The sequence below is a fragment of the Pseudomonas bharatica CSV86 genome (assembly GCF_000319305.2).
In the GTDB taxonomy this organism is placed as follows: Bacteria; Pseudomonadota; Gammaproteobacteria; order Pseudomonadales; family Pseudomonadaceae; genus Aquipseudomonas; species Aquipseudomonas bharatica.
Genome location: NZ_AMWJ02000009.1, coordinates 25,684 through 34,345, shown reverse-complemented (window position 1 = coordinate 34,345; position 8,662 = coordinate 25,684). Strand labels below are relative to the sequence as shown.

Here is an 8,662-nt window from a genome sequence, read left to right as displayed (position 1 = left end):
GGGAAATCTCCGACATGAGCCTGCGGGCGGAAAACGCCGGGGCAGACGTGCTGGTGTTCGCCGACTCGAACGGCAACATGATCCCGGCCGACGTCGATCGCTGATCAGCCGCATTTCCAGCCGGGTCCTGATTCCGTTGGGCTTCCATGCCCACAATAACCTGTCCCTGGCCCTTTCCAACGCCATCGCCGCCATGGATGCCGGCGCCGAGTACATCGATGCCTCGGTGTGCGGCATGGGCAAAGGCGCCGGCAACCTGCACCTGGGCGTCTTCGTCGCCTACCTGCACCGTGCCGGAATCCGCAACGACTACGACCTGGCCAGCACCCTGCACCTGTCGCAGCACACCGCCGACACCGTGCCGGCCAGCAGCCTGCCGCTGTCGCTGACCGACCTGATGATGGGCACCTACAACATGCCCTTCGATGTTCAACAACGCCTCGATGAAGTCATCCGCCTGCATAACCCGACTTCAACTTTCCATGCCTTGCAACTCCTTCATGAACAGGACAACAGCAAGGAACAACGGCTGATCAAACCTTTGTCGCGCGCTCAATCAGCGCCCCTTGCCAGCGGAGGAACCCTTTAATGAGCCAGCGCCAGAAAGTTGCAGTATTGCCCGGCGACGGTATCGGCATCGAAGTAACCGAAGCGGTACTTCCCTTATTCGAAGCCTTGAATCTTCCGATTGACCTGAGTTTCGGAGACATCGGCTGGAGTTGCTGGCAGAAGGAAGAAACTGCATTCCCGATAACACTTGGAAACTGATCGAGTCCAGTGATGCGACCTTATTGGGAGCGATCACCAGCAAACCCCTGCGCGAAGCCGAAGCGGAACTTCCAGAGGCACTTCGCGGGCGTGGAAAAGTGTATGTTTCGCCGGTGATCCAGTTGCGCCAGAAACTTGGCCTGTTCGCCAATGTGCGGCCGGTGACCGATGTGCTGGGCGATAACCGCTACCGCTTCTCGGTGATCCGCGAAAATACCGAGGGCCTGTACGCGGGCTGGATTTCGCCAGCATTCCCGAGGCCTTCGCGCCGATTCTCGAGGAGCGCGAGCGCAACGGCGCGGCCTGGACCCGCCGGGCTGGACGACGCCACCATGACCGTGCGCCTGCAGACCCGCGCCGGGCTGACGCGCCTGTTCCGCTTCGCCTTCGAGCATGCCCGCGAGCAGGGGCATGACCGGGTCACCCTGGCGGACAAGCCCAACGTGCTGCGCTACAGCGGCGCGTTCGCCCGCGACATCCTGGAAACGGTCGCGGCGGACTACCCCGACATCGGCTTCGCCATCGACAACGTCGATGCCGTCGCCCTGTGGATGGTGCGCCGCCCCGAGCGCTTCGGCGTGGTGGTGGCGGAAAACATGTTCGCGACATCCTCTCCGACCTCGGTGCCGGCGTGATGGGCGGCCTGGGCCTGGCGCCCAGCGCCAACATCGGCGCCCAGGGTGCCTATTTCGAGCCGGTGCATGGCAGCGCGCCCGCCTATGCCGGCAGAACCGGGCCAACCCGAGCGCGATGTTCCTCACCGTCGCCCTGTTGCTCGAACACCTGGGCCATGCCCAGGCCGCCCTGGCGATCCGCAACGCCGTGGCCCAGGTGGCACGCAGCGCCTGCCGCACCTACGACCTGGGCGGCACCGCCAACACCTTCGAGGTGGCAACGGTGATCGTCCGGCAGACCCTCGAATGGGCCGCGAAGCTCGACGCCGGCGCCAGCCGCACCCCGCACACCGTGAACACAGGAGCCCACGCATGAACGCAATCACGTCGCCCGTCCGCCAGGACCCTGCCCTGCTCAAGGCCTGCGAAGCGCTGGATACCGCCAGCCTGTCGGATGCCCTCGACAGCCTGGGTATCTCCGGCGGCCTGGCCGGCTTGCACCAGCAAGTCCCCGCACCCGCTGCGTCGGCTTTGCCTACACCGTGCTGTACGAACCGGTGCAGGAACGCAGCGGCTTCAGGAACGCCGCCAACTACATCGACGACGTGCCGTCCGATGCGGTCATCGTTTCCAGCAATCCCGGACGCACCGACTGCACCACCTGGGGCGACATCCTCACCCACGTGGCGGTCAGCCGCGGCATCCGCGGCACGCTGATCGACGGCGCGGCGCGGGACATCGACACCGTCCAGCGCCTGGGCTACCCGCTGTTCAGCCGTGCGCGCTTCATGCAGTCGGCGAAGAACCGTGTGCAGCTCAAGGCTGCCCAGGTGCCGGTGCAGGTGTCGGGGGTGACGGTCACCCGGGCGACCTGGTGGTCTGCGACAGCAGCGGCTGCCTGGTGATCCCCGCCGGCCAGGCCGAAGAGGTGATCCGCCGCGCCCGGGCCGTGGAGCAGACCGAGCGCGACATCATCCAGAGCGTCAACGAAGGCTATTCCCTGGAACAGGCCCGCGCCCTGCACCGCTATGACCAGCCCTGGCTCTCCAGCGGCGAAAAACGCACCAGCGCCTGAGTCGCGAACCCTTCCATTTTTCTTGCAGCGAGTACGTACGACATGACCAATGCAACCCCGTCCATCCGCAAGCCAAACCCGGTGCGCGACAGCAAGAACAAGATCAAGCTTGGCGTCTTCGGCTTCAACATCGAAGGCGGCTGCACCCTCACCAGCGCCCCTGAACGCCACCGTGCCGCAGACTGGCAAAGCAACCTGGCGATCGCCACCCTGGCCGACCGCGCCGGCCTCGAACTGCTGCTGCCGGTGGGCCGCTGGCGTGGCTGGGAAGGCGCCAGCAACCCCATGGGCGTTTCCTACGAAACCTACACCTGGGCCGCCGGCCTGGCCTCGGTCACCGAGCAGATCGCGCTGTTCACCACCTCGCACCTGTCCACCGTGCACCCGCTGTTCGCCGCCAAGCAGGCAGCGACCATCGACCATATCAGCGGCGGTCGTTTCGGCCTGAACATGATCTGCGGCTGGTTCGGCCAGGAGATGGGCATGTTCAACGGCCACCAGCGCGACCACGACAAACGCTACGACCACGCCGACGAGTGGATCGAGATCGCCAAGACCGCCTGGCAAGCCAACGGCTACTTCGACTACGAGGGCGAGTTCTTCAACGTCAAGCAAGGCTATTCCGAACCCAAGCCGCTGAACCGGCCGTTCCTGATGAACGCCGGCGGCTCGGCGCGGGGCAAGCAGTTCTGTGCCACCCATTGCGATGCCGCGTTCCTGATCCTCAAGCACGAGGACGATGACGACACCATCCGCGCGCAGATCCAGGGCTACCGCGACCTGGCCCGCGAGCAGGGCCGCGACCTGCAGATCTGGGTGTACGCCTATGTGGTCCACGAGGACACCCTGGAGCAGGCCCACGAGCAGCTCGACTACTACGTGACCCGGCATGGCGACGACGCCGCGCTGGACAACGTGACCCGCGAGATCGGCGTGCAGAGCGGCATGTTCAAGGACGAAGAGGATGCCGAGCGCTTCCGCTTCCATTTCAAGGCAGGCTTCGCCGGCGTGCCGCTGGTGGGTACCGCGCCGATGATCGTCGAGCAGATGCAACGCTGGTCCGACCTGGGCGTGGACGGCATCAACCTGACCTGGCTGGACTACCAGCGCGGCCTGCAACGTTTCGTCAAGGAAGTCCTGCCGCTGATGGAACAGGCCGGACAGCGCGCCCCGTACAAACCGGCCGGATCATGGAGGCGGTGGCATGAGCGGATACCCACAGGCCCAGGCTGTTGCCGGTGCGCTCGCGCACCTGCCGGTCGACGGCGAGGACGATGCCCTCGAACTCGCCGATCGCTTCAAGAGCGCCATGCGCCGGCTGACCTCGAGCGTGGCGATCATCGCCAGCCGCGACGGCGACGACCCGGTGGGCATGGTCGCCACGGCGGTTGTCTCGGTCAGCACCACGCCGCCGGCGCTGCTGATCTGCGTCAACCGCTCGGCCAGCCTGCACAGCCCGCTGACCCTCTCCGGGCGCTTCAGCGTCAACCTGCTGAGCGCCCGCCACAGCCATCTGGTGCCGGTGTTCGCCGGTCAGGTCAAGGGTCCGGAGCGCTTCGCCCATGGCCACTGGGAAGACATCCAGGGCCTGCCCTGCCTGGCGGATGCGCAATCGAGCCTGGTCTGCACCCTGGACCGACGCGTCGACTATGGCTCCCACGACGTGATCATCGGCCGCGTCGACGAAGTGCGCTTCGCAGAATCCATCAACCCCCTGCTTTGGGAAAACGGCAGCCCGGCGATCTCCGCCCGGCTGGCGCAATGAACCTTCACACCTATCAAGGAGCGACACCCATGACCCAGATCGAACAGTTCCAGGCCCCGCAACCGGGCGAAGACCAGGCCATCTTCCTGGTGAACGTGGTGCACGTGAACCCGGGCCAGCAGGATGCTGCCCTGCAAGTACTGCGCGACACCGTGCAGTACGTGGCGCGCACCTACCCGGCCTTCCAGTGGAGCCGGCTGTACAAAAGCACCGACGGCAAGACCGTGATCAACCAGGCGCAATGGAGCAGCCAGGACGCCTTCGATTCGCTGTTCCACGACGAGGAGTTCCTGTCCCGCTACAACGGCCTGAAAAACACCGGCACCTGGGAGTTCCACCTTTACCACGTCAGCGACTACATCCCGCAGGCGCTGACCGTGGCTGCCCTCGCCGAGTGACGGACCGACCCGGGCGGCAGGCACGGCTGCCGCCACCTCAACAGGAGCGTTGACATGACTGATCTCGATACCCGTATTACCCGAAGCCTGAACATCCGCAACCCGATCATCCTCGCGCCCATGGGCGGCGCCTCCGGCGCCAGGCTGGCCAGTGCGGTGTCGCGGGCCGGCGGCCTGGGCCTGGTCGGCGCCAGCTACGGCGACGAACAATGGATGCGCACCGAACTGGCCCCCATGCGCGAACTGGAACAGCCCTGGGGCGTCGGCCTGGTGATGTTCACCGTGGCCCGCAACATGGCCCTGCTGGACCTGGCCCTGGACTATCGCCCCGACGTCGTTGCCCTGTCGTTCGGCAACCCGGCGGACTTCATCCCGACCATCCACCGCGGCGGCGCCAAGGCCATCGTGCAGATCCACGAACTGGACCAGGCTCGCGCCGCCGTGGATGCCGGCGCCGACGCGCTGATCGTGCAGGGCGCCGAAGCCGGTGGACACAGCCTGCGCCGCGGCCTGCTGCCGTTGCTGCCCGCGGTGCAGGACCTGGTCGGCGACCGGGTGCCGCTGATCGCCGCTGGCGGCATCGCAGACGGCCGTGGCGTGGCCGCGGCCCTGGTGCTGGGCGCCGATGGCGTGATGCTCGGCACCCGCTTCCTGGCCTCCGAGGAAGCCCTGCCTTCGGATGCCTTCAAGCGCCGGCTGATCGAGTCTGCCACCTCCGACACCGTGCGCACGCGGATCTTCGACCGCGTGCGTGGCATCGAATGGCCCGAGCAGTACAGCGGCCGGGCCATCGCCAACCGCTTCTCGGACGCCTGGCTGGGGCGTGACGACGCGCTGGCCGAAGCGCCGGAGTCGGTGCGCCAGGACTACGCCCGGCCGTGCTCGCCGACGACCTCGAACAGCGGGTGATCTGGGCCGGCGAAGTGCTGGACCTGGTCGGCGACATCAAGCCCGCGCGGCAGATCGTCAGCGACCTGCTGGAAGACACCACCCGCATCCTGCGCAACGGTCAGCGACTGTTGGCGCTGGACAAGATCGCCTGAGCGCGGAGGCCATGATGACGCAACGCTCAACCGCTACAAGCCGGCAATGGGGCGATGGCAGCCTGCTGGCGGTGGTCATGTCGCCGGTCATGCCGGTGTGGGATGAAGGCCGGTTCTTCGAGCCGATGATCGCGCCGCTGGTCAAGGCCGGCTACCGGGTACTGGTGTTCGACACCCTGTCGCTGCTGGACGACGAGGACGAATCGCTGCCGGCGTTCGCCCAACGCTGGCACGCGGAACTGACGACGCTGGGGCGCATCGACCTGCTCGCCGGCTCGGCCCTGGGCGGCGCGCTGGTGCAGAGCCTGCTCGGCCTGCCCATCGGCCAGCAGATCGGCAAGGTGCTGCTGCTGTCCTCGCCCGCACTGGCCGACGGCATCCTCGACGGCCGCCTCGGGCGGATGGCCGACCTGGCCCAGCTCGGCGAGCTCGAGCGGGCCCTGCAACTGCTCGATGAATGGGTGCAGCCGGCCTCGCGGATACAACCCAGCGGGCCGATCGAGGTCGATCCGGCCAGTGCCGCGCTGCAGGCCCGGCGCCTGCACTTGGGCTTCCGCCTGCTCAACCGCCTCGATGTGCGCCAGGCCAGCGAAGCCTTCGGCGGCAGCTTGCTGACGGTCTATGGCGAGCAATCGCAACTGGTACGCAGCATCAACGTGCACACCCATGCGCGGGCGCGCCAGCATCGCCTGGCCATTCCCGGTGGCGGCATGCGCCCGCTGCTCGATGCGCCGGGGCTGGTCCTGCGCAGCGTGCGCGAGCACCTGGGCATCGACCTGGAGGTGGCCGCATGAATCCCACGCCAAGCCTGCTCGACGCCGAATTCATCGATGTGCACTATCACGCCGGCCCCGACGCCTTTGTCCGGCGTCATGGGGTGATCGAGGCCGGTCGGCGCTACGCCGCGCTGAACGGCTGGGTGGTGTTGAAGAATCACCTGGGCTGCACCGCCGCCCAGGCCTGGGAAGCCCGCCAGGAGGGTTTGCCGGTGTCCGGCTCGGTGGTGCTCAACGAGATTGCCGGCGGCATCGACTTCCGTGTCGTCCAGCGTTCGCTCTGCCAGCACGGCGACAGCGACGCCCGGCTGATCGTGCACCTGCCGACCGTCACCGGCCGTGCCCACCAGTCGCGGCTCAAGCGCAACAGCGCGCACTGGATCCTCGACGAGCATCCGATCAAGCCCCTCACCGTCAGCCACGAAGGCCGCCTCAACGCGCAGACCCTGGACGTGCTGCGCATGGCCCGGGACTACCCCATCGTGATTTCCAGCGGCCATGCCGACGCCCATGAGGTGCGCCTGCTGATCGAGGCGGCGCAGCAACTGGAGGTACCCCGGCTGATGCTCAACCAGCCGGCCAACCCGCTCACCGGCCTCGATGCCGAGGCCCTGCTGGAACTGGCCCGGGCGCCCATGGTGTACACCGAGCAGACCGCCCTCACCTACCTGCTCGGCTACCAGGGCTGGGATGACTTCGCCAGGGTGCTGCGCGAAGTGCCCCGCGCGCTCTACAGTTCCGACCTGGGCCAGACCTCGCAGCCGGACATCGAGCAATGGCAGGTGGACAGCCTGCTGTGGTTCGAGCGCATGGGGCTCGATCGCGAGCGGGCGTTGCAGGTCGGTCGCGGGCATGCCCGGGAGATGCTGAAGCTGGCGTAGCCTGCCTTCAGAGCAACTTCCAGGTGTAGGTGAAGATCAGCCGGTTCTCGTCGATGTCGCTGCGGTAGTTGGAACGGGCCACGGCATTGCGCACGCGAATGCCGAGGCCCCCAGCACGCCGCTCTGCACCACATAGGCGATATCCAGGTCGCGCTCGCGGTCCTTGCCTTCGAAACCGCGCCCGGTATCGACGTTGTCGCCAGTGATATAGCGCACCCCGGCAGTCAGGCCGGGAACGCCCATGGCGGCAAAGTCGTAGTCGTAGCGCGCCTGCCAGGAACGCTCGTCGGTGTAGGCGAACTCGTAGGTCGGCACTTCGTTGCCCAGCGGGTGATGTTGGCGAATACCCGCGGAACGGGCTGTCACCGTACATGGCCTGGTAGCCGATGTAGAAGGTATGGCCGCCGCGCTTGGCCGAGAGCAGCGAGAACAGCGCCTGGTTGTCGATGTTGCCGAGCAGCGCATCACCGTCTTCGCGCGCCGTGTAATAACCGAGGTTGGCGCCCAGGACCCAATCGCCCAGCGGCTGCGAATGCTTGAGGCCGAGGAAACCCTGTTCATAGATGTCTTCGAGCTGGCCGTACCACAGGCTCGCCGTGGTGCGGTTGCCGTTGAAGGCGTAGTCGGCACCGGCAAGTTGAACCCATCGCTTTGCGCCTGGCGCTGCGGCACGTGGCCGAGCATGGCGGACATCTTGCCGTCGCCGCTTTCATTGCGCAGGTGGGTGGACTTGAGGTGGCCGGCCTGCAAGGTCAGCCCGTCGATTTCCGCCGAGCTGACGGCCACGCCCTGGTAGGTCGGCGGCAACAGGCGGATATCGCTGAAGGCCAGCACCGGCAGGTTGGGCTGCAGCTCGCCGAACTTCAGCTCGGTCTTCGACAGCCGCGCCTTGAGGGTCAGGCCCAGGCGGCTGTAGTTGTCGGCCGCCTCGCCGTCTTCCTGCATAGGCAGCAGGCCGGTGTTGGCGCGGTCCGGGCTGCTGTCGAGTTTGACCCCAAGCAGGCCAATGGCATCCACGCCGAAGCCGATGGTGCCCGGGGTGTAGCCGGACTTGAAGCTGAGGATGAAGCCCTGGGCCCACTCCTCGGCCTTCGACTGCCGGTTGGCCCCGACGATGTCGGAGAAGTCGCGGCTGAAGTAGTAGTTGCGGGTGGTCAGGGTGGCGGTGGAATCCTTGAAGAAGTCCGCCTCGGCCGCCATCAGCGACGGGCTGGCAACGGCCAGGCCAAGCGGCAGCATGACTCGGGTAGCGCAAGGTGCATGTTTCATCGGGAAGCTCTCTGATCTTGTTTTTATTGGGGGTGCAGCTTTCCAGGCGGCGGTCCGGTGAGGCCGCTGCCGT

General features: G+C 66.6%; 8 protein-coding genes and 5 pseudogenes. 11 read left to right on the top strand and 2 right to left on the bottom strand.

What is annotated here, in order from left to right; all coding sequences use genetic code 11:
* Positions 1 to 136: 136 nt before the first annotated feature.
* From CSV86_RS31360 to CSV86_RS31320, 11 genes and pseudogenes are all read left to right on the top strand, one after another.
* Positions 137 to 589 carry a hydroxymethylglutaryl-CoA lyase-like TIM-barrel protein gene (locus CSV86_RS31360; protein ID WP_240160702.1) on the top strand — a complete coding sequence of 151 codons (453 nt, stop codon included), beginning with the start codon at positions 137 to 139 and terminating at the stop codon, positions 587 to 589.
* Entirely contained in the window at positions 589 to 768 is a 180-nt protein-coding gene (locus tag CSV86_RS32635) for a hypothetical protein (protein WP_240160701.1), read from the top strand. Before CSV86_RS31360 ends, CSV86_RS32635 begins: the two co-directional genes overlap by 1 nt.
* Complete coding sequence (locus CSV86_RS32945; RefSeq protein ID WP_311985915.1) at positions 720 to 1,403, top strand: isocitrate/isopropylmalate family dehydrogenase; 684 nt, start codon at positions 720 to 722, stop codon at positions 1,401 to 1,403. Before CSV86_RS32635 ends, CSV86_RS32945 begins: the two co-directional genes overlap by 49 nt.
* A pseudogene (locus tag CSV86_RS32940) lies at positions 1,403 to 1,758 on the top strand (isocitrate/isopropylmalate family dehydrogenase). Before CSV86_RS32945 ends, CSV86_RS32940 begins: the two are co-directional and overlap by 1 nt.
* A pseudogene (locus CSV86_RS31350) lies at positions 1,755 to 2,457 on the top strand (RraA family protein). Before CSV86_RS32940 ends, CSV86_RS31350 begins: the two co-directional pseudogenes overlap by 4 nt.
* Positions 2,458 to 2,499: 42 nt before the next feature.
* Positions 2,500 to 3,624: pseudogene (locus CSV86_RS31345) on the top strand (LLM class flavin-dependent oxidoreductase); the annotation flags it as partial.
* A gap of 37 nt (positions 3,625 to 3,661) precedes the next feature.
* Positions 3,662 to 4,222, top strand: coding sequence for a flavin reductase family protein (locus CSV86_RS31340; RefSeq protein WP_009404662.1), 561 nt, complete (start codon positions 3,662 to 3,664; stop codon positions 4,220 to 4,222).
* Between the two features lie 29 nt (positions 4,223 to 4,251).
* Positions 4,252 to 4,620, top strand: a complete 369-nt coding sequence (locus CSV86_RS31335; RefSeq protein WP_009404663.1) for an antibiotic biosynthesis monooxygenase family protein — start codon at positions 4,252 to 4,254, stop codon at positions 4,618 to 4,620.
* Between the two features lie 54 nt (positions 4,621 to 4,674).
* Positions 4,675 to 5,663: pseudogene (locus CSV86_RS31330) on the top strand (NAD(P)H-dependent flavin oxidoreductase).
* 14 nt (positions 5,664 to 5,677) lie between these two features.
* Positions 5,678 to 6,457, top strand: coding sequence for a hypothetical protein (locus CSV86_RS31325; RefSeq protein ID WP_009404665.1), 780 nt, complete (start codon positions 5,678 to 5,680; stop codon positions 6,455 to 6,457).
* A complete protein-coding gene (locus CSV86_RS31320; protein WP_009404666.1) occupies positions 6,454 to 7,320 on the top strand; it encodes a DUF6282 family protein in 867 nt (288 codons plus the stop codon). Before CSV86_RS31325 ends, CSV86_RS31320 begins: the two co-directional genes overlap by 4 nt.
* 36 nt (positions 7,321 to 7,356) lie before the next feature.
* Here the strand turns inward: CSV86_RS31320 and CSV86_RS33800 are convergent, their stop codons facing one another.
* Both CSV86_RS33800 and CSV86_RS33795 read right to left on the bottom strand, forming a co-directional pair.
* Positions 7,357 to 7,785 (bottom strand): OprD family outer membrane porin, encoded by a 429-nt coding sequence (locus CSV86_RS33800; RefSeq protein WP_376699796.1) that lies wholly within the window; start codon positions 7,783 to 7,785, stop codon positions 7,357 to 7,359.
* Positions 7,727 to 8,520, bottom strand: a pseudogene (locus tag CSV86_RS33795) (OprD family outer membrane porin); the annotation flags it as partial. The pseudogene CSV86_RS33795 and the gene CSV86_RS33800, both read right to left, overlap by 59 nt.
* Between the last annotated feature and the right edge of the window lie 142 nt (positions 8,521 to 8,662).